Here is an 18,080-nt window from a genome sequence, read left to right on the forward strand (position 1 = left end):
TCAGGCTGACTTCGGTAAAATGGCCTCCACGTCGCTGTGCGGACGCGGAATCACGTGGCAGGATTTCACTTCGCCAACCGCGCTGGCTGCAGCGCTGCCTGCGTCAACGGCTGCCTTCACGGCGCCAACGTCGCCGCGAACCATTACGGTCACAAGTCCTGAGCCAATTTTTTCGTAGCCGACCAGCTGCACGTTGGCGGATTTCACCATGGCATCTGCGGCTTCAATTGCGCCGACTAACCCTTTTGTTTCAACCAGTCCCAGTGCGTTATTCATACTGCGATTCTCCTGTTGCTTAGGCATTCAGATCCCGAAAGGGGATCCCTTTGACTAACCTTGCCGCGTTGTTGCCGGTGCGTCGTCGGTCAAGGCTGTTTTGGCGATACGTCAGCGTAAAAAGCGGCGCTGATGCGGGTAAATTCTTGTAATGCACAACCAGCGTTTCTCTGTCGCAGGCAATGCCGACGAGCAGCGGCGACCGTCGCGCCGCCAGCCAGGCGCAGCGGGTGACATCGCTGTCATCCTGCGGCTGAATAACGAAGGGAATCCCCTCTTCTTCGATGCCGAGCAGCACGTCGTTCCAGGCCTGGATACTGTCGCCGAGGGGGGAAATAACGATTGCCGGCGCGCTGCTGTTACCGTCCACGGGCGAGCTCCTTGTACCATGACAGGATTAACCCCGTGGCGACGGCATTCCGCGGCCCCTCGGTTCCGCGAATGTTGCCGCGCCCGGCCACCAACCGGTAGTGCGCCAGCGCATCGGTGACGAGCTGGGGAACCTCAAAGTCCAGGGACGAGCCGCCGACCAGCACCACAAAGGGAATATCGCGAATGTTGCCGGTTGGGCTGACCTGACGCAGCGCGCGCAGGGCGTTGGTGACAAAAACACGCTCTTTGGCGCTACGGCGAATAGCGCGGACTTTTTCCAGCGCCAGGTCGCCGGGCAGCGGCACCAGTTCATCAGGTTTCACCACGCAAACGCGGGCAAATACCGCAGGCGGCAGCGGAGCAGGGAAGAACTGCACGCTGCCGTCTTCGTGGCGCAGATGAAACAGGCTTTCCACTCGGGCGAGCGGATGCTTTTTGATCTCCTCGGCCAGATAGCGGTCGTCCAGACCAAGCTCGCGGGCGATGATCATGGTGACCATGTCGCCCGCGCCGGCGAGGTGAGTGGCGATAATTTCGCCTTTCGGGTTAATGATAGAGGCATCGGTAGAGCCAGCGCCTAAATCCAGAATCGCCAGCGGACGGGTCGTACCTGGGGTGGTCAAGGCGCCTAAAATGGCGGCCTCGGCCTCGGCGCCGCCGACCTGGACATCAACGTTCAGCCTCTGCTTTATTTCGCGGGCGATCGCTGCCATCTGCAGGCGATCGGACTTCACCATTGAGGCAATCCCTACGGCCTGTTCCAGTGAGAACTCACCGGCCAAACCGCCGGTAACGCTGACCGGAACGGATGTATCGACAGCCAGCAGATCCTGGATAAAGATCTCGCAGCTCGGCTTGTTGGTCAGCTCCGCCATCGTCTGGCGCACATGCTCTAACATGCCGCCGATGTTGGTCCCGGCCTCACCGGTCACGTTATCCAGTTTCGGGCATTCGCCGACGGCTTTCATAATGGCGTCGGCGCCTGCGGCAACATCGACCCGCAGCGTGCGTCCCTGCGACTGCAGCTCAATATTCCCGGCGGGAATGGCGCGCGCTTTCACATCGCCCGACGGCGTTTTCACCACCACGGCGGAGCGGTTGCCAATCAACGCCCGCGCCATCGGCACGATATTTTTGGTCTCGTCGGCATTGAGATGAAACACCGTTGCGATCCCGTAGGGGTTGGAAAGCGTCTCAATGACCTTGCCAGTAACCGCGACCTCAACAGCCGCCAGCATCCCCAACGGAATGCGGTCGATGTACAGCACTTCATCAACGATGGGCAGCGGTTGGTCCAGACGATTGCCGACCAGCACGCCGTCGTCCTGTTGCAAAATAACGCCGGTTAGCTGATATCCGGCGCGGACAGAGGCGTTAATCATGGCGGCGACGTCGGCAAAATCGAACGCCGACGACACGACCAGGATGTAGGGCGTATCCGCCGGATGGGTTAACAGAGCGTCCGGCGTAATGGTGACGCCCACGCCCAGGCCGGCGCCGCCCGGCGTTTTCGGGTTGTGGCCGATCATGGTGGACTCGGTGATGATGGTTTCCGTGATGGTCTCCATCGCGACGTCACCGATGACCGGCGTAGCCTCGTTGATGCGGATGAGCGAAATATCGCTGATGCTGATGCCTGCGTTGTTGGCCGCAAGCGTAAGCGCCTCCTGAATCCCAAACACGTTACGCAATGTGCCTTTGATTCCGGTGGTTTCCGCCAGCGCGCTACCGGTAATCGTGAGCGCACCGGCCTCATCCAGGGTCGCCAGCGCGACTTCTGTCGATGAGTTGCCTATATCAATGCCAGCGATATATTGCATAGCGGCCCCTTAATCGTCGCCTTTGAGCTTTTTACGTTCGACGTACAGCGCAGCGGCTTCACGGATAAACGCCGCGCAAATTTTCGCCTGGTAACGACGTTCAAGATCGTCCGCGATGGCCATCAGCTCCTCTTTTGTGGAGCGGTACGGACGCAGAGCGTTGTAGATCTCGAGGATTCGATCGTCCGGCACGGCAGTCAGTTCGGCGGCACGCTCAAAGTTCATCGCCAGGCGATCGCGTCCGGCATCTCTGGCGATAGCCGCCTGGATACGCAGCGTTTCCGGCGTGATGCGCATATCCTGCGCGGTAACCTTGTCGCTGAGGACATTTTCCAGAGTGAACTCATCCAGCGTTTTGTTGGTCGCGGTTTTTACCCACTCAGGGTGTTTATTCGCCAGCGGATAGTCGCTCACTTTTGCGGCATGCGTTGAGTGACTAACTGCCGCAGCAGGCGCGGGCGTATCGCCCTGCAGGCTGTTCATGCGGCTCAACACGTCCCGAACCATCGATTCAATTGCATCGGTATTCATAAAGGGATCCTTATTAGAGCGCCACGCGCAGTTCCTGCGGGTTTTTGCCCGTCACGACATACTTCGTCTCTTTAATGTGCAAAATGGCGGACTTCGCCTGATATTTCGGCCGCGCCATCTGGTCATTCAGCGTGGGTACCGGCTGCGGCGATTCGCGCTTGGCGTAGCGCGCGGCGTTTTTACCAATCTGACGATAGGTTTCCAGCGTCAGCAGCGGCGCCTGCGGGAACAGCTCCAGATTCGACAACGGCGGCAGCCCCTGCTGATGGATGACCGTAGTGCCTTTTGACTGGATACCGATGGAGATACCGGATCCGCTCAGGCGGTTGCCTTCAACGGCGACAAACGCGACGTCAGAGGATTTAAAGCAGCGGATCACGCGCGCCTTAATGCCTTCCTCTTCAATCCCGGCGATCACCTCGCGCAGAATGCTTTTGTGCGGTAACCCGACGATATTGACGGTCTGGGAGAGGCCAAACGCCGGACCCACGGCCACGATCACTTCATCCTGCTGGGTACCCTGTCTGGCTTCGCCAATTTCGGTCAGAAAGCTGTCGCCAGCGGTCGCGACGGGCGCGGCCGACACCGGCGCGTGGAACGAAACCGGCTTATCGCTGGTCTGCATTTCGGACAGGACGTCTTCGATTATCTGGCGCAGCAGTTTTTCATTGATTTCCATTGTTCACCCCTTAGCCAAGCTCGTTGGGATCAAGTGCGCCAGGGATGTTTTTAATTTCTTCCCAGCGTTCGCCCTGCAGGCGATAACCCGTTGCAGGACCGGCATAATCGTTGACGTCATTGACCGCCGAGAGCACCTGTCCACTGCCGACGATAATGGCGGAGGTATGCAGATAGTCCCCGGTCAGCTTGGCTTTCTGGATATTGAGCATGTCCTGGGCGACATCGGTAAACCCGCCCTGGGCCAGCGCTTTCACCACTTCCAGACCGTTGCGGTTTTTGCTGATGATCTCCTGCGCAAACTTGATGTCTTCAACGATGTTACGTTCCGGCATATCCTTTGAGCCGTGCGCGTAGGTCGCGGCCTCGACCTCTTCGTCGGTAATAGGCGGCAGCCCCATCCCGGCAAAGACGGCCTGCAGCGCGCGGGCGGCTTTGTTACGAATGGCGATAACGTCTTCTTCACGCACCGGGCGCAGACCGCCGTCAACCTTCAGGTCACGCTGGATAACGTTGTAGTCGTCGAAATCCTCAGCATCTTCGTTCGAACCGGCAAACATGTTGTCGTAGTTCGGTACGGCGGAATAACCGGAGGAGATAAAGTCGGTACCCGGCAGGAACTGCATCAGCAGGCGCGCGGTACGACGCATATCGGAGTGGGTAAAGGTCTGATCGTTACTGGAGGCGCATTCGAGATCCAATGCCGAGCAGATCAGGTTTTCCGCCAGAATAGCGCGAATGCCTGACGGTACCGCTGACGGCACGCCCACGCAGCTAACGGAGCCGTTCTGTAGCCCCTGAACGCCAGCGGCTTTGGTGATGTAGATGCAGCGGGCCTCCAGATAGAGCATGGATTTGCCTTCGGCATAGCCCATCTGCACTTCGGAGCCGGAACCGGAGGTGAAGCGCATTTTCAGCCCGCGGGAGGCATAGGAAGAGGCCAGAAAACCTTTCGACCACGGCGTATCGTCACCGTCGGTAAAGACCGGCTCAGTGCCATAAACAGAAATGGTTTCGGCGTAGCAGGTGTGGCCCAGCATGCCGAGCTTCAGTTCGGTGGCCTCTTCCAGCGAACACTGGGTTAACACGCCAGGGCGGCCAACCTGAGAGCCGACGAGCAGAGCGATAGCGTTGAACGGGGCGTAGCGCGCCACCGCCACCGTCGTTTCCTGTTCGTCAAATCCGCGCCATGCGCCTTCGGCGGCGTCGGCAGCGATCTGTACCGGGTTGTCTTTAACGTTGGTGACGTGCGCCTGCTGAGAGGGGGTCCGACGGGCGCGCATTTTCTGCATTGCCATCATCATCTCGACCACGTTCATGTGCGACACCACTTCGACGATTTTTGCTGGCGTCATCGCGGTGGTGAGCGGAACGATATCGCTGCGTTTCACATTGGGGTCGCACAGCATATTGGCGAGTTTCACCGAATCCATCGCCATGACCTCTTCAGCGCGCGCCAGGTTAATGCCGTAGCGGGCGATAAAGTGGTCTATCAAGTCAAAGGCGCTGGCCGCTTTGCCATCGAGTTCAGCGACGGCGCCGTTAACGATTTTTATCGAGGGTTTTGGATCGTTGGGGCTTTCCATCGCGATGAAGCCTTCTTCGATCCACTCTTTAACGAAACCGTCCTGATTCACAGGGCGCTTCGCCAGTGCTTCAAATCTTTTCGATCTCATGAATCAGCCTCACGGAGTTCAGATATAGGACGGGCGATCGTTTTTCGGCGCCGAACCGAGCGTTGAAAGAACGGTTTTGCCGATTTCTCGTGCGGAGATAACCGCCTGTCGCACCGCGCCGGAGTCGCCGGAGATAATCAGAATGGCTTCGTTACTGAAGCTGGTGCCGCGGGCTGGAGAGCTGTAAGCCACAACGTCGACGTTGGCGGATTTCAGGGCGGTATCCGCCATCAGCACGCCAACAGAGGCCGGAGCGCCGACAATCACGCCGCAGGCGCGGCCAACCGGTGCGCCAAACGCTTTTTCCAGCGCATAGCTGGCACGAGCGGTGTACTGCAGTTCGATGTGTCCGGCTTCGTTGGCGTACACGTCGCCGAAGGTGCGGTCGAGCTCTTTGAGCGCCACTTCAATCCCGCGTTTCACGTCAGAGACATCGTTGCCGCCTAAAATGATCAGCGAACCGTGACCGGCGCCGCCTTTGGTATCGCGAGGCAGCTCAATGCTGACCACTTCGGTGTTGGTCGCTTTTACCGCCTCGTCGGCGGCCATGATGTGCGGACCTGCGCCGGTGCGCGCGCCCAGGATGCCAATGGAGCGGTAGCGCTTTTCAAGCTTCATCGCTTCCAGTAAGGCACTGTCCACATTCGCGATCACCAGACCGACGGTGTCGCCAATGGCGGTGCCAACAAATTCCGTTAAACTGCAGCTCTTTTCTGCCATAGCCGTGTCTCGTTTTGGATGAGGGGTATCAGGGATGACCCTTTGCTCCGGCGTCGCCACACGGGCAATCACCTGCGCCATGATCTGTTCCACCAGTTCATTGCTGCTCATGGGTTAATTCCCTTCGGTAAGATTTTTTCTACGTCGGTATGAGGGCGTGGAATGACGTGTACGGCTTTCACTTCTCCCACGTTACGTGCGGCTGCGGCACCGGCGTCTGTTGCCGCTTTTACCGCGCCAACGTCACCGCGAACGATGACGGTCACCAGCCCTGAGCCAATTTTTTCGTAGCCGACCAGCATCACATTGGCCGACTTCACCATTGCGTCTGCGGCCTCTATGGCTGCAGTTAAGCCTTTGGTTTCTACCATTCCTAACGCTTCTTGTTGCATAAAGACCTCGCCTGGGTTTTCCCGATGTTGATGACTATAAAAAGAAGCGAGGAAAAAGAATGGCTGACCTGAAGTCGAGTGTGGAAAAATAGTGGTTTAGCAATGGTATAAAATTGTTTTATAACTTCGTATATCTATGATTTTAAATATGTATTTATATATTCGTGATGTGATTATTTGGTTATTGTTATTCCATATTTACATTTTCACAGGTGACAGGGTAAATATCTTTTGCTATGCGATAAAATCATTATGTGATGCTGGTTTGAAATTAACACTCTGCTATTGGCAATATTTTATTATCATGAGTGTTTTATTTTTATGGCCCAGGCGCCCGTTATTCATCCCCTTATTAATAAATGAAAGACAAGAATTTGTTATCGCAACACGATTTTTCGAAGGGGGTGGTACTCAGGTTGCCAACAATTTGCAGACCGCGCTTTTTATAGTAAGTCTCGATGTACTTCGCTACCAGCAGGGCGTCCGCTGGTAAAGACACGAACTCTTGAAGAAAGGTGTCACAATGAATGATTCACTAAAAGCGCAATGCATTGCCGAGTTTTTGGGCACCGGGCTGTTTCTGTTTTTTGGTATCGGCTGTCTGAGCGCACTCAAGGTTGCAGGGGCGAGTCTGGGGTTATGGGAGATATGCATTATCTGGGGGCTGGGGATTTCACTGGCGGTCTATCTGACCGCGGGCATATCAGGCGCACACCTGAACCCGGCAATCACCGTCGCGTTATGGCTGTTTGCCTGTTTTCCGGGACGTAAAGTCTTACCGTACACGCTTGCCCAGGTGGCCGGGGCGTTCGGCGGCGCGCTGCTGGCGTATCTGCTGTACGGAAGTTTATTCACCGAGTTTGAAACGACGCACAATATGGTGCGCGGAAGCGTGGAAAGCCTGCAGTTGGCCAGCATTTTCAGCACCTATCCGGCCGCAGCGCTCAGCGTATGGCAGGCGGCGCTGGTTGAAGTGGTGATCACGTCCATTCTGATGGGGCTGATTATGGCGCTGACGGATGACGGCAACGGCGTGCCCAAAGGCGCGCTGGCGCCTTTGCTGATAGGGATCCTGGTCGCGGTAATTGGCGCATCAACCGGACCGCTTACCGGGTTTGCCATGAACCCGGCGCGTGATTTTGGGCCGAAGTTGTTCGCATGGATAGCGGGGTGGGGCAATATCGCCATGACCGGCGGGCGCGAGATCCCCTATTTTATCGTGCCGATCGTGGCTCCGGTGATTGGCGCTTGCGCGGGGGCCGCTATTTACCGTGTCCTCATTGGCGCGAATTTGCCCTGTAATACCTGTAAAGTTGAATAAAGTGCGGGGCAGTACGTAAAAATTTACCGGATATCAGATTTCTCAATATTATTTCGTGATCTCCTTTCGCGAACTGACTAAAAAGTCTCCCGACCCTGGGAGACTTTTGTTATTGTCTTGGCAAGTTTCTGGTCATTTACAGAGGATGGTGATGACGCATGAAACGGTGGTTGTAAAATAATTGTTGTTTATTATAACAATGGATTAACTGAGGGGTTTTATCATGATTTCTGCGAGTACACTGAACTCAGAACTCATCAATAAAATCGCACAGGATTTTGCGCAAGCCACCAGTCTGGCGGTTGTGGTTGTCAATATTCACGGTGATGAAATTTCTGAACTCTTTAATTTCACGCCTTTCTGTCAGCTGATGCGGCAGCATCCTCAGCACAGTATCCGTTGCCGTATGAGCGATCGCTGCGGGGGGCTGGAGGCATCAAAATCAGACCAGCCCTGTATTTATCGCTGCCATGCCGGGTTAACCGACTTCTCTATTCCCCTCGTTATCTCTGGCCATCTGGTGGGGTTTGTGCTCTGCGGGCAGGTGCGTTTGCGTAACGACAGCGATGTCAGTCTGGTCGATATTCTGAACGTTGACGATCGCTGGCAGGCGGATCCCGAGCTGCTCAATGAGTTTCGCAATGTTCCGGAGATGGACTACTCGCGGGTGATGGCATCTGCCGATCTGCTAAAGCTGATTGTCGAAAACTGTCTGAAAAAACAGCTTAATTTTGTTGTCATCAAAGATACGCCGCAGCAGGCAGAGCCCGCGCGTCAGAACCGCGGACCCAACCCGCATGACGGCAAAATGAAAAAGGCATTGCGCTATATCGACGCGCATTTATCGGACGAACTGCGTCTGGAGGACGTGGCGTCGCACGTTTATCTTAGCCCGTACTATTTCAGCAAACTGTTCAAAAAATATCAGGGGATCGGTTTCAACGCCTGGGTTAACCAGCAGCGCATGGCCAGCGCCAGAGAATTGCTTTGCCACAGCGACTGGAGCATTGCCAGCATTGCGCGAAATTTAGGCTTTTCGCAAACCAGCTATTTTTGCAAAGTGTTTCGCCAAACCTACCAGGTCACGCCTCAGGCTTATCGTCAGCAGGCAACTGATAATTTACCTGCCGGTTCGGCCTGAGTAGCAATATTTTGTCATTGCCGATTTTTGATATCGTAATGCATTTTGAACATTATAAAATGAAAAAAAATGAAGTGGCGCGATAATTTGTCATAGCGCAATAAATATTGAGATTTTAAGTGCAATTAGCTGCGGTTTTTATTTTTTGTGATAAAGCACTGAGTCATTGAGAATGGCGTCAATTATTCTGGCGTGGAGTTTTATTCAGCGCATGCTTCATTTTTACGTATTTATCTGAGATGAAGAACGCGCCGTAAGCATTTAATTGCTGTTATGAGAACATACCATTTTCTCATAATGTAAGCCGACAGGTTTGGCACAATTGTGCCTGGGAAGGGGGTGAAAATCCCCCGCAGCCCCCGCTGCTGTGATGCTGACAACCCCGTGAAGACCACTGATCGCAAGATTGGGAAGGACGGGCGAGGAGGACGCTAAGCCAGAAGACCTGCCTGTCGGGAACGTTCAACAACTTCGGTGGGAAGTGGATTGCACTGGTACATACAGTCGAAAGACTGGGTTTACGTGTATCTATACACCCTTACCACCCTGAACAGGATCAGGGTCATGGCGGCAAAGCAGTACGCGTTTGTTCTGGCAGGCACCGGTAGCGGCTGTGGTAAAACCACGGTGACTCTGGGCCTGCTGAGTGCGTTAAAACAGCGTGGGCTACGCGTCCAGCCGTGCAAAGTGGGTCCTGATTATCTCGATACCGGCTGGCATACGAAAGTCAGCGGCACCGCTTCCCGCAACCTCGACAGCTTCATGCTTCCCGAACCGGTACTCAATGCGCTGTTTTGCGAGCACATGCAGCGGGCGGATGTTGCGGTCATTGAGGGCGTAATGGGGCTGTACGACGGTTACGGCACCGACCCGAATTACTGCAGTACCGCTGCGATGGCGAAGCAGCTTGGCTGTCCGGTGATCCTGCTGGTGGACGGAAAAGCGGTTTCCACCTCCATTGCCGCCACGGTAATGGGCTTCCAGCACTTTGATCCCGCCCTGAATATTGCGGGCGTGATTGTCAATCGCGTCAACAGCGAATCCCATTTTCAGCTGCTCAAAACCGCTGTCGAGCATTACTGTTCTGTCCCCGTTCTCGGCTATGTTCCGCGCGTGGATGGCGTCTCCTTGCCCGAACGCCATCTGGGGCTGGTGACGGCCCGCGAATCGGTCGCCGATAAGCGACCCTGGCTGGAGTTTGCCGCAACCCTCGAACGCACGCTGGATATTGATCAGCTGCTGGCGTTGAGCCTGCTGCCGGCCCTTGTGCAGGGAGCGTGGCCGGAACGGCCGGGTGAAGAGGCGGGCAGAGGCCTGACGCTGGCGTTAGCCGACGACGACGCCTTCAACTTCTATTACCCGGATAACATTACGCTGCTCGAACGCACCGGCGTCGAGATTATCCGCTTTAGCCCGCTGCGCGATAGCCGTTTACCTGATTGTCAGATGGTCTGGCTGGGCGGCGGTTATCCGGAACTGCATGCGGCGATGCTGGCTGAAAATACCTCCATGCTGGCAAGCCTGCGCGAGGCGCATCGGCGCGGCGCGGCGATCTACGCCGAGTGCGGCGGGCTGATGTATCTCGGCAGCACGCTTGAGGATGCCAATGGCGTCACCCATCGGATGGCCAATATCATTCCCGGCCACAGCAAAATGGGTAAACGGCTGACCCGTTTTGGCTACTGCGAGGCGCAGGCGCAGCAGCCAACGCTGTTAGCGGATACCGGCGAGCTGCTGCGTGGACATGAGTTCCACTACTCCGATTTTTCCCCTGAAACCCCCGCGGTGCTGGCCTGCCGTAAAGTACGCGATGGGCTGACGCTGCAGGCGTGGTCCGGCGGCTGGCAGGTGGGCAACGCCTTCGCCAGCTATCTGCACGTCCATTTTGCCCAGCGGCCGCAGATGCTTAACCGCTGGCTGGCGGCGGCAAGGGAGGCGCTATGACGCTGCTGGCATGGTGCGTCGCCTGGCTGCTCGACGTCATTATCGGCGATCCGCAACGCTGGCCCCACCCGGTGCGCTGGATTGGCAATCTTATCAATGCGCTACAGCGGGTGATTCGTCGCTACTGCCATAGCGACAGCGCGCTACGCATCGGCGGCGGCGCGATGTGGCTGGTGGTGGTGGGGATGACCTGGGCCGTGGCCTGGGGCGTGCTGGCGCTGGCGCGAACGATTCATCCGTGGCTGGGCTGGGCGGTTGAGGTATGGATGATTTTTACCGTGCTGGCCGGACGCTGCCTGGCGCGAGCGGCGCAGGACGTTGAGCGGCCGCTGCGCGCTGGCGCCCTTGCCGAGAGCCGCGAAAAGCTCTCCTGGATCGTGGGGCGCGATACCTCGCAGCTTCAGCCGGAACAGATCAATCGGGCGGTGGTGGAAACCGTGGCGGAGAACACCGTAGATGGCATCATCGCGCCGCTGTTTTTCCTCCTGCTGGGCGGCGCGCCGCTGGCGATGGCCTACAAAGCGGTCAATACCCTCGACTCCATGGTGGGCTACAAACATGAAAAATACCGGGCGATCGGTATGGTCAGCGCCCGGCTGGACGATGTGGCGAACTATATTCCCGCGCGCCTGAGCTGGCTTTTGCTGAGCGTTGCGGCGTTTCTGTGCCGTAACGACGGTTCCCGCGCGCTGCGCACAGGTTGGCGCGATCGCTACAACCACAGCAGCCCCAACTGCGCGTGGGCGGAGGCGACGGTTGCCGGCGCGCTGGGCATCCGGCTCGGCGGCCCCAACGACTATTTTGGCCAGCGCGTGGAAAAGCCGTGGATCGGCGACGCGCTGCGCCCGATTGCCGTAGACGACATTTCCCGAACGATTCGACTGATGTGGGTCGCTTCCACCCTGGCGCTGGCGCTGTTTATCGTCGCGCGCTGGCTGGCGGTTGGCGCGGCCTGAGGACAAAAGACAATGCAATACATCCAGCAGCCCCAGGCGATTGAAGCCAAAAGTTTTGACATCATCGGCGAGATAGTCCGCGAAACGCGGCCGGAGTACCGGTTCGCCAGCCCGCTGCACGAAGCGATCGTCAAACGGGTGATCCACACCACCGCGGATTTCGACTGGCTGGATATTCTCTGGTTTTCCGACGACGCGCTGGAGCGGCTCTGTGCGGCGCTGAGTCGGCCGTCCGTTATCTACACCGATACCACGATGGCGCTTTCCGGGATCAACAAAACGCTGCTGGCCAAATTTGGCGGCGAGTGTCGCTGCTACATCAGCGACCCGCGGGTGGTGGCGGAGGCAAAAGCGCAGGGGATCACCCGCTCGATGGCGGCGGTGGATATTGCGGTAACGGAAGAGAGCGAGAAGGTGTTTGTTTTCGGCAATGCGCCGACGGCGCTGTTCCGCCTGCTCGAACATGAGGTTGCGGTTAGCGGCGTGGTGGGCGTGCCGGTCGGGTTTGTCGGGGCGGCGGAATCGAAAGAGGCGCTGACGCACAGCCATCTTCCCGCCATTGCGGCGCTCGGGCGCAAGGGCGGCAGCAACGTGGCGGCGGCGATTGTTAACGCCATGCTTTACCACCTGCAGGGGGCACGATGAGCGATCGAACCTTCGATGCCCCGGTATGGCATAACGGCAAGGCATTGCGTAAAGGCTACACCACCGGCTCCTGCGCCACCGCGGCGGCAAAGGTCGCCGCGCTGATGGTGCTGCGCCAGCATCTGATTCACCAGGTATCGATAGTGACGCCCTCCGGCGTCACGCTGTGCCTGAACGTGGAGTCGCCGCACATCGAAGGGCAGCAGGCGATTGCCGCCATCCGCAAAGACGGCGGGGATGATGTCGACGCCACGCACGGAATGCTGATTTTCGCGCGCGTGACGCTGAACGACAGCGGCGAGATAGCGCTGCGGGGCGGCGAAGGCGTGGGCACCGTGACGCGCAAAGGGATCGGTCTGCCCGTCGGCAGCGCGGCGATCAACCGCACCCCGCGCCACACCATTGAATCCGCCGTCCGTGAGGCGATTGGTCCGGCGCGCGGGGCCGACATTGAAATCTTTGCGCCTGAAGGCGAAGCGCGGGCGCAGAAAACCTATAACTCACGCCTCGGCATTCTGGGCGGTATCTCGATTATCGGCACGACCGGCATCGTGACGCCGATGTCGGAGGAGAGCTGGAAACGCTCGTTATCCCTGGAGCTGGAAATAAAACGCGCCGCCGGGCTGGAGCGGGTGGTGCTGGTGCCTGGCAATCACGGCGAGCGGTTTGTCCGCGAGCAGATGGGTCTCGACGCTGACGTGGTGGTCACCATGAGCAACTTTGTCGGCTACATGATTGAAGAAGCGGTACGCATGGGATTTCGCCAGATTGTGCTGGTCGGCCACCCCGGCAAGCTTATCAAAATTGCCGCCGGGATCTTCCACACCCACAGCCATATTGCCGACGCGCGCATGGAAACCCTGGTGGCGCACCTGGCGCTGCTCGGCGCGCCGCTGGAGCTGCTGACGCTGGTCAGCGATTGCGATACCACCGAAGCGGCGATGGAGCATATCGATGCGTACGGTTTTCAGCATCTCTACAGCCATCTTGCCGTACGAATCTGCCAGCGCGTCATGCAGATGCTGCGCTTTACCAACAATCCGCCGACCTGCGACGCCATTATGTTCTCCTTTGATAACCAGGTGCTGGGCAGTAACCGCCCGGTCGAGGCGATCGCCCTGGAGATGCAATGTTAACAGTAGTGGGAATGGGGCCCTCGGGGCTGCATCTGATGACGCCCGCCGCACGCGACGCCGTTGATCGCGCGGAGGCGCTGGTGGGGGGAAAACGCCATTTACAGCAGTTCCCGACGTTTCGCGGCGAGACGTTTGCCCTTGGTGCTAACGTTTCGGCGCTGCTGGACTGGATTGCGTCCCGGCAGGACAAGCATGTGGTGATCCTGGCCTCCGGCGATCCGCTGTTTTACGGCATCGGTACGCGGATGGTGGCGCATTTTGGCATTGCGCGCGTGCGCATTATTCCGGGCATCAGCGCGGTGCAGTACCTGTGCGCGCAGGCGGGCATCGATATGAATGAGATGTGGCTCACCAGCAGCCACGGCCGCAGCGTCAATTTTGATGAGCTGGTCCGCCATAACAAAGTGGCGATGGTCACCGACGGCCTGTGTGGACCGAAAGACATCGCCGCGCAGCTGGTGGCGCGCGGGAAAGGCCAGCGCTGGATGGTGATTGGCGAAAACCTGGCGATGGAAAACGAACGGATCCACTGGCTGCCCGTCAGTGAGGTCAGTGCCGATTATGAGATGAACGCAGTGGTGATCCTTGATGAAAGATGAGCTTTTCCTGCGCGGTGAGACAGTGCCGATGACCAAAGAGGCGGTACGCGCGCTGGCCCTCGCGAAACTGGAGCTGCATCGCGCCAGCCACCTGATTGACGTCGGGGCCGGGACCGGGAGCGTGTCGATTGAAGCCGCGCTGCAGTTTCCTTCTCTGCACGTGACGGCCATCGAGCGCAACCCGTCGGCCCTGCGGCTGCTTGATGAAAACCGTCAGCATTTTGCCTGTAGCAATATCGATATTCTGCCCGGCGTGGCGCCGATAGCGGTAGCCGAAAAAGCCGATGCGGTGTTTATGGGCGGCAGCGGCGGCCATCTGACGCCGCTTATCGACTGGTCCATGCGTCAGCTTCATCCCGGCGGTCGTCTGGTGATGACCTTTATCCTGATGGAAAACCTCAATAGCGCGCTGGCTCACCTCCAGCAGACCGGCGCGCAGAATGTGGATTGTCTGCAAATGCAGGTATCAACGCTCGCTACGCTTGGCAGCGGCCACTATTTCAAACCGAATAATCCCGTTTTTGTTATCGCCTGTCAGAAGGAAGAACACCATGTCTGAGACGTTTGATCCCCGCTGTGTGTGGTTTGTCGGCGCAGGTCCTGGCGACCGCGAACTGATCACCCTTAAGGGTTACCGGCTGCTGCAACAGGCGCAGGTGGTGATTTATGCCGGATCGCTTATCAATACCGAACTGCTGGCGTATTGCCCGAGCGGGGCGCAGTGCCACGACAGCGCGGAGCTGCATCTGGAGCAGATCCTCGATTTGATGGAGGCCGGGGTGAAGGCCGGGAAGACCGTAGTACGTCTGCAGACCGGCGATGTTTCGCTTTACGGTTCTGTACGCGAGCAGGGCGAAGAGCTGACCAAACGCGGCATCGCCTGGCAGGTGGTGCCGGGCGTCAGCGCTTTCCTCGGCGCCGCGGCGGAGCTTGGGGTTGAGTACACCGTTCCGGAAGTCTCGCAGAGCCTGATTATCACCCGCCTTGAAGGCCGTACGCCGGTGCCGGAGCGCGAGCAGCTGGAGTCGTTTGCCAGCCATCAGACCTCGATGGCGATTTATCTCTCTGTTCAGCGCATTCACCGGGTGGCGGAACGCCTGGTTGAAGGCGGCTATCCGGCGACCACGCCCGTCGCCGTTATCTATAAGGCAACCTGGCCGGAAAGCCAGACGGTGCGCGGCACGCTGGCGGATATCGCCGACAAAGTGCGCGACGCGGGGATCCGTAAAACGGCGCTCATTCTGGTCGGGAATTTCCTGGGGGATGAGTATCACTACTCAAAACTCTATGCCGCGGATTTTAGCCATGAATACCGTAAAGCCTGAATCTATTGCGCTGTTTTGCCTGACGCCGGGCGGCGTGGCGTTGGCGAAACGCCTGGCGGCGATGCTGCCGTTGACCTGTTTTACCAGTGAAAAGCTGCTGGAAGAGGGGTTTACGCCGTTTGACGGCGGGTTTGCCCGGACGGTTCGCGAGGCATTCGCTAACTATTCTGCGCTGATCTTTATCGGCGCCGCCGGCATTGCGGTACGCGTACTGGCGCCGTTGATCGGCGACAAGTTCAGCGATCCGGCGGTCGTGGTGATCGATGAGCGCGGGCAGCACGTTATCAGCCTGCTCTCTGGTCATGCGGGAGGCGCAAATGCGTTAACCCGCTATCTGGCAGGGATGATAGGGGCTGACCCGGTGATTACCACCGCCACTGACGTTAATGAGATGGCGGCGCTGGATACCCTCGCGTTCCAGCTAAACGCCCGGATGACCGACTTCCGGACGGCGGTAAAAATCGTCAACCAGATGCTGGTCAGCCGTCAGCGGGTCGGTCTGTGGTGGGATGAGGCGTTGACAGAAGACGTCAGCCGTTGCGATCGCCGGGGATTTATCACCGTGACCAGCCTGCAGCAGCTTCCCGAACTGGATGCGCTGGTGTGCATCACGCTGCGAAACGAGCTGCCGGAACTTCCGCTGCCGCACTGGAAGCTGGTGCCCCAGCGCGTGGTGGCGGGTATTGGCTGTCGTCGCGACACGCCGTTCCCGCTGCTGGCCGCGCTGCTGGCGCGCCAGCTTGAGGCCCAGCGGTTCGATCCTCTGGCGCTGAAAGCGATCGGCAGCGTCTCGCTGAAGAAAAACGAAACGGGACTGATTCAGCTTGCCTCCAGCTGGCGCGTGCCGTTTGAAACCTTTACCGCTGACGCGCTGCGTGAGCATGAACACCGCTTCCCGACGTCATCGTTTGTGCGCCAGACGGTTGGGGTGGGGAGTGTCTCTGGTCCGGCAGCCTGGCTGCTGAGTCATGGGCAACTATTAGGCGAAACCCTGCGTGAACAGGGCGTCACTATTACTTTGGGAGTTTCACACTGATGTTAACCGTAATTGGGATCGGCCCTGGCTCGCAGGCCATGATGACCATGGAAGCCGTAGAGGCGCTGCAGGCGGCAGAAATCATCGTTGGCTACAAAACCTATACCCATCTGGTGAAGGCCTTTACCGGCGACAAGCAGGTGATCAAAACCGGCATGTGCAAAGAGATTGAACGCTGTCAGGCGGCGATTGAGCTGGCGCAGGCCGGACATAACGTGGCGCTTATCAGCAGCGGCGACGCCGGAATTTATGGCATGGCCGGGCTGGTGCTGGAACTGGTCAGCAAACAGAAGCTGGATGTTGAGGTTCGCCTGATTCCCGGGATGACCGCCAGTATCGCCGCCGCGTCCCTGCTCGGCGCGCCGCTGATGCATGACTTTTGCCACATCAGCTTAAGCGATCTGCTGACCCCGTGGCCGGTCATTGAAAAACGCATTATCGCCGCCGGGGAAGCGGACTTTGTTATCTGTTTCTATAACCCGCGCAGCCGGGGTCGCGAAGGTCATCTGGCGCGCGCATTTGAGCTGCTCTGCGCCAGTAAAAGCGCGCAGACGCCGGTGGGGGTGGTGAAGTCCGCCGGGCGGAAAAAGCAGGAGAAATGGCTGACCACGCTGGGCGATATGGATTTTGAACCGGTGGATATGACCAGCCTGGTCATCGTGGGGAATAAAGCCACCTATGTGCAGGACGGACTGATGATTACACCACGAGGTTACGTGCTGTGAATGATGGCGATGTGCTGGTCATCGGCGGCACCAGCGATGCCCGCGCGCTGTGCCAGCAGCTGGATGCGGCCGGAGTGGCCTACACCCTGTCGGTGGCGACGCCGACCGGGGAGCGCCTGGCGGGCGACATTAAGGGCCAGGTCCGCTGTGGCCGCATGGAGCAGCAGCAGATGGTTGCCTGGCTTACGGAGAATGCGACCCGCTGGGTGATTGACGCGTCGCATCCGTATGCCGAAGTGGTAAGCCGCAACATCATGCTGGCCTGTAAGGCTGCGGGCGTTGCGCTCAGCCGCTATCAGCGCCCCGAGCAGCTCAGCGGCCTGACCCATCCGCTGCTCTACAGCGTGCCGGGAATCGAACAGGCCTGCGATATCGCGCGGCGGTTTGGCGAGCGCGTGCTGCTGACAACCGGCAGTAAGGATCTGGCGCGCTGGCGCGCGGGGCTGCCGGAGAAAACGCTGCTGGCCCGGGTGCTGCCGGTGCCCGATGTGATTGAACAGTGCGCCGGTCTCGGCTTTGGCGTCGCAGAGATCTTCGCGATGTGCGGGCCCTTCAGCGCTGAATTTAACGCCGCGTTTTATCGCCAGTGTCGGGCTGACGTCGTGATTACCAAAGCCTCCGGCGCAGAAGGCGGCTATCAGGAAAAGGTTCAACCCTGTCTGGATGCAGGTATTCCCTGCATCGTGATTTCACGCCCGGCGCCGCTGGTGACGGGAGACGAGTTACTGGAAAGTCAGGCCGCATTTAAACAGCGTTTGTCGCGCTGGCTGGCCGCTGCTTAAGGAGT

At 58.3% G+C, this 18,080-nt stretch carries 20 protein-coding genes and 1 riboswitch; of the genes, 12 read left to right on the forward strand and 8 right to left on the reverse strand.

What is annotated here, in order from left to right:
- Genes pduJ through pduA form a run of 8 tightly spaced genes read right to left on the reverse strand, consistent with a single transcriptional unit; the run spans window position 1 to window position 6,465 of the window.
- Window positions 1-276 (reverse strand): propanediol utilization microcompartment protein PduJ, encoded by a 276-nt coding sequence (pduJ, locus tag ENTCL_RS08730; RefSeq protein WP_004853788.1) that lies wholly within the window; start codon window positions 274-276, stop codon window positions 1-3.
- Window positions 277-295: 19 nt separating this feature from the next.
- Entirely contained in the window at window positions 296-646 is a 351-nt protein-coding gene (locus ENTCL_RS08735; protein ID WP_013365752.1) for a glycerol dehydratase reactivase beta/small subunit family protein, read from the reverse strand.
- Window positions 636-2,468 (reverse strand): diol dehydratase reactivase subunit alpha, encoded by a 1,833-nt coding sequence (locus ENTCL_RS08740; RefSeq protein ID WP_013365753.1) that lies wholly within the window; start codon window positions 2,466-2,468, stop codon window positions 636-638. Before ENTCL_RS08740 ends, ENTCL_RS08735 begins: the two co-directional genes overlap by 11 nt.
- Before the next feature lie 9 nt (window positions 2,469-2,477).
- The gene (pduE, locus tag ENTCL_RS08745) at window positions 2,478-2,999 is read right to left on the reverse strand and encodes a propanediol dehydratase small subunit PduE (RefSeq protein ID WP_013365754.1); all 522 of its coding nucleotides are present in this window, start codon (window positions 2,997-2,999) and stop codon (window positions 2,478-2,480) included.
- 13 nt (window positions 3,000-3,012) lie between these two features.
- Window positions 3,013-3,678: a propanediol dehydratase medium subunit PduD gene (gene pduD, locus ENTCL_RS08750; protein ID WP_013365755.1), complete on the reverse strand. Its 666-nt coding sequence runs from the start codon at window positions 3,676-3,678 to the stop codon at window positions 3,013-3,015.
- 10 nt (window positions 3,679-3,688) lie between these two features.
- Entirely contained in the window at window positions 3,689-5,353 is a 1,665-nt protein-coding gene (pduC, locus tag ENTCL_RS08755; protein WP_013365756.1) for a propanediol dehydratase large subunit PduC, read from the reverse strand.
- 18 nt (window positions 5,354-5,371) lie between these two features.
- Complete coding sequence (gene pduB, locus ENTCL_RS08760) at window positions 5,372-6,184, reverse strand: propanediol utilization microcompartment protein PduB (protein ID WP_013365757.1); 813 nt, start codon at window positions 6,182-6,184, stop codon at window positions 5,372-5,374.
- Window positions 6,181-6,465 (reverse strand): propanediol utilization microcompartment protein PduA, encoded by a 285-nt coding sequence (gene pduA, locus ENTCL_RS08765; RefSeq protein ID WP_012906330.1) that lies wholly within the window; start codon window positions 6,463-6,465, stop codon window positions 6,181-6,183. The genes pduB and pduA overlap by 4 nt, the downstream gene beginning before the upstream one ends.
- A gap of 523 nt (window positions 6,466-6,988) precedes the next feature.
- Here pduA and pduF point away from each other — a divergent pair.
- From pduF to ENTCL_RS08830, 12 genes are all read left to right on the forward strand, one after another.
- On the forward strand, window positions 6,989-7,786 hold the full coding sequence (gene pduF, locus ENTCL_RS08775; protein WP_013365758.1) for a propanediol diffusion facilitator PduF: 798 nt from the start codon (window positions 6,989-6,991) through the stop codon (window positions 7,784-7,786).
- Between the two features lie 223 nt (window positions 7,787-8,009).
- Entirely contained in the window at window positions 8,010-8,927 is a 918-nt protein-coding gene (gene pocR, locus ENTCL_RS08780; RefSeq protein ID WP_013365759.1) for a transcriptional regulator PocR, read from the forward strand.
- A gap of 292 nt (window positions 8,928-9,219) precedes the next feature.
- Window positions 9,220-9,394: riboswitch (cobalamin riboswitch) on the forward strand.
- A gap of 97 nt (window positions 9,395-9,491) precedes the next feature.
- On the forward strand, window positions 9,492-10,871 hold the full coding sequence (locus tag ENTCL_RS08785; RefSeq protein ID WP_013365760.1) for a cobyrinic acid a,c-diamide synthase CobB: 1,380 nt from the start codon (window positions 9,492-9,494) through the stop codon (window positions 10,869-10,871).
- Window positions 10,868-11,827 carry an adenosylcobinamide-phosphate synthase CbiB gene (cbiB, locus tag ENTCL_RS08790; RefSeq protein WP_013365761.1) on the forward strand — a complete coding sequence of 320 codons (960 nt, stop codon included), beginning with the start codon at window positions 10,868-10,870 and terminating at the stop codon, window positions 11,825-11,827. Before ENTCL_RS08785 ends, cbiB begins: the two co-directional genes overlap by 4 nt.
- Window positions 11,828-11,839: 12 nt before the next feature.
- Window positions 11,840-12,472: a cobalt-precorrin-8 methylmutase gene (locus ENTCL_RS08795; RefSeq protein WP_013365762.1), complete on the forward strand. Its 633-nt coding sequence runs from the start codon at window positions 11,840-11,842 to the stop codon at window positions 12,470-12,472.
- Entirely contained in the window at window positions 12,469-13,608 is a 1,140-nt protein-coding gene (cbiD, locus tag ENTCL_RS08800; protein WP_013365763.1) for a cobalt-precorrin-5B (C(1))-methyltransferase CbiD, read from the forward strand. Before ENTCL_RS08795 ends, cbiD begins: the two co-directional genes overlap by 4 nt.
- Window positions 13,602-14,207, forward strand: coding sequence for a cobalt-precorrin-7 (C(5))-methyltransferase (locus tag ENTCL_RS08805; RefSeq protein ID WP_013365764.1), 606 nt, complete (start codon window positions 13,602-13,604; stop codon window positions 14,205-14,207). Before cbiD ends, ENTCL_RS08805 begins: the two co-directional genes overlap by 7 nt.
- Window positions 14,197-14,766 carry a decarboxylating cobalt-precorrin-6B (C(15))-methyltransferase gene (locus tag ENTCL_RS08810; protein ID WP_013365765.1) on the forward strand — a complete coding sequence of 190 codons (570 nt, stop codon included), beginning with the start codon at window positions 14,197-14,199 and terminating at the stop codon, window positions 14,764-14,766. The genes ENTCL_RS08805 and ENTCL_RS08810 overlap by 11 nt, the downstream gene beginning before the upstream one ends.
- Window positions 14,759-15,532 carry a cobalt-precorrin-4 methyltransferase gene (locus tag ENTCL_RS08815; RefSeq protein ID WP_013365766.1) on the forward strand — a complete coding sequence of 258 codons (774 nt, stop codon included), beginning with the start codon at window positions 14,759-14,761 and terminating at the stop codon, window positions 15,530-15,532. Before ENTCL_RS08810 ends, ENTCL_RS08815 begins: the two co-directional genes overlap by 8 nt.
- Entirely contained in the window at window positions 15,513-16,568 is a 1,056-nt protein-coding gene (gene cbiG, locus ENTCL_RS08820; protein ID WP_013365767.1) for a cobalt-precorrin 5A hydrolase, read from the forward strand. Before ENTCL_RS08815 ends, cbiG begins: the two co-directional genes overlap by 20 nt.
- A complete protein-coding gene (locus tag ENTCL_RS08825) occupies window positions 16,568-17,293 on the forward strand; it encodes a precorrin-3B C(17)-methyltransferase (protein ID WP_013365768.1) in 726 nt (241 codons plus the stop codon). Before cbiG ends, ENTCL_RS08825 begins: the two co-directional genes overlap by 1 nt.
- Window positions 17,290-18,075, forward strand: coding sequence for a cobalt-precorrin-6A reductase (locus tag ENTCL_RS08830; protein WP_013365769.1), 786 nt, complete (start codon window positions 17,290-17,292; stop codon window positions 18,073-18,075). Before ENTCL_RS08825 ends, ENTCL_RS08830 begins: the two co-directional genes overlap by 4 nt.
- Window positions 18,076-18,080 lie beyond the last annotated feature (5 nt).

The organism is [Enterobacter] lignolyticus SCF1 (assembly GCF_000164865.1).
Taxonomy (GTDB): domain Bacteria; phylum Pseudomonadota; class Gammaproteobacteria; order Enterobacterales; family Enterobacteriaceae; genus Enterobacter_B; species Enterobacter_B lignolyticus.

Excerpts from the sequence above, each read along its gene's own strand:
- pduJ (WP_004853788.1), bottom strand. The coding sequence starts at position 276 with ATGAATAACGCACTGGGACTGGTTGAAACAAAAGGGTTAGTCGGCGCA.
- ENTCL_RS08740 (WP_013365753.1), bottom strand. The coding sequence starts at position 2,468 with ATGCAATATATCGCTGGCATTGATATAGGCAACTCATCGACAGAAGTC.
- pduE (WP_013365754.1), bottom strand. The coding sequence starts at position 2,999 with ATGAATACCGATGCAATTGAATCGATGGTTCGGGACGTGTTGAGCCGC.
- pduD (WP_013365755.1), bottom strand. The coding sequence starts at position 3,678 with ATGGAAATCAATGAAAAACTGCTGCGCCAGATAATCGAAGACGTCCTG.
- pduC (WP_013365756.1), bottom strand. The coding sequence starts at position 5,353 with ATGAGATCGAAAAGATTTGAAGCACTGGCGAAGCGCCCTGTGAATCAG.
- pduB (WP_013365757.1), bottom strand. The coding sequence starts at position 6,184 with ATGAGCAGCAATGAACTGGTGGAACAGATCATGGCGCAGGTGATTGCC.
- pduA (WP_012906330.1), bottom strand. The coding sequence starts at position 6,465 with ATGCAACAAGAAGCGTTAGGAATGGTAGAAACCAAAGGCTTAACTGCA.
- pduF (WP_013365758.1), top strand. The coding sequence starts at position 6,989 with ATGAATGATTCACTAAAAGCGCAATGCATTGCCGAGTTTTTGGGCACC.
- pocR (WP_013365759.1), top strand. The coding sequence starts at position 8,010 with ATGATTTCTGCGAGTACACTGAACTCAGAACTCATCAATAAAATCGCA.
- ENTCL_RS08785 (WP_013365760.1), top strand. The coding sequence starts at position 9,492 with ATGGCGGCAAAGCAGTACGCGTTTGTTCTGGCAGGCACCGGTAGCGGC.
- cbiB (WP_013365761.1), top strand. The coding sequence starts at position 10,868 with ATGACGCTGCTGGCATGGTGCGTCGCCTGGCTGCTCGACGTCATTATC.
- ENTCL_RS08795 (WP_013365762.1), top strand. The coding sequence starts at position 11,840 with ATGCAATACATCCAGCAGCCCCAGGCGATTGAAGCCAAAAGTTTTGAC.
- cbiD (WP_013365763.1), top strand. The coding sequence starts at position 12,469 with ATGAGCGATCGAACCTTCGATGCCCCGGTATGGCATAACGGCAAGGCA.
- ENTCL_RS08805 (WP_013365764.1), top strand. The coding sequence starts at position 13,602 with ATGTTAACAGTAGTGGGAATGGGGCCCTCGGGGCTGCATCTGATGACG.
- ENTCL_RS08810 (WP_013365765.1), top strand. The coding sequence starts at position 14,197 with ATGAAAGATGAGCTTTTCCTGCGCGGTGAGACAGTGCCGATGACCAAA.
- ENTCL_RS08815 (WP_013365766.1), top strand. The coding sequence starts at position 14,759 with ATGTCTGAGACGTTTGATCCCCGCTGTGTGTGGTTTGTCGGCGCAGGT.
- cbiG (WP_013365767.1), top strand. The coding sequence starts at position 15,513 with ATGAATACCGTAAAGCCTGAATCTATTGCGCTGTTTTGCCTGACGCCG.
- ENTCL_RS08825 (WP_013365768.1), top strand. The coding sequence starts at position 16,568 with ATGTTAACCGTAATTGGGATCGGCCCTGGCTCGCAGGCCATGATGACC.